This is a genomic window from Pseudomonas tremae (assembly GCF_001401155.1).
In the GTDB taxonomy this organism is placed as follows: domain Bacteria; phylum Pseudomonadota; class Gammaproteobacteria; order Pseudomonadales; family Pseudomonadaceae; genus Aquipseudomonas; species Aquipseudomonas tremae.
Window position 1 is genome coordinate 1 of sequence record NZ_LJRO01000457.1, and the last position, 257, is coordinate 257.

Below are 257 nucleotides of genomic sequence, written 5' to 3' on the forward strand. Positions count from 1 at the left end.
GCAGAGCGTGGGAGCGATAAGGTGTTCCCGACGCTCTGCGTCACAAGGGACGCAGAGCACTGGCGCGAGAACCGCAAGGTACAATCGGATCAGAACGCCGGAACCACAGCGCCTTTGTATTTCTCGGCCAGGAAGGTTTTCACTTCAGGACTCTGCAGGGCCGCTACCAGCTTTTTCATCGCGTCTGAATCCTTGTTGTCCGGGCGGGCAACCAGAATGTTCGCGTAGGGCGAATCGGCACCTTCGATGATCAGTGC

The 257-nt window shown here is 58.0% G+C and carries 1 protein-coding gene; it reads right to left on the reverse strand.

The window, feature by feature from the left end; genetic code table 11:
* Positions 1 to 89 precede the first annotated feature (89 nt).
* On the reverse strand, positions 90 to 257 hold a 168-nt coding region (locus ALO43_RS24170; protein ID WP_235812548.1), incomplete at its 5' end, for a MetQ/NlpA family ABC transporter substrate-binding protein.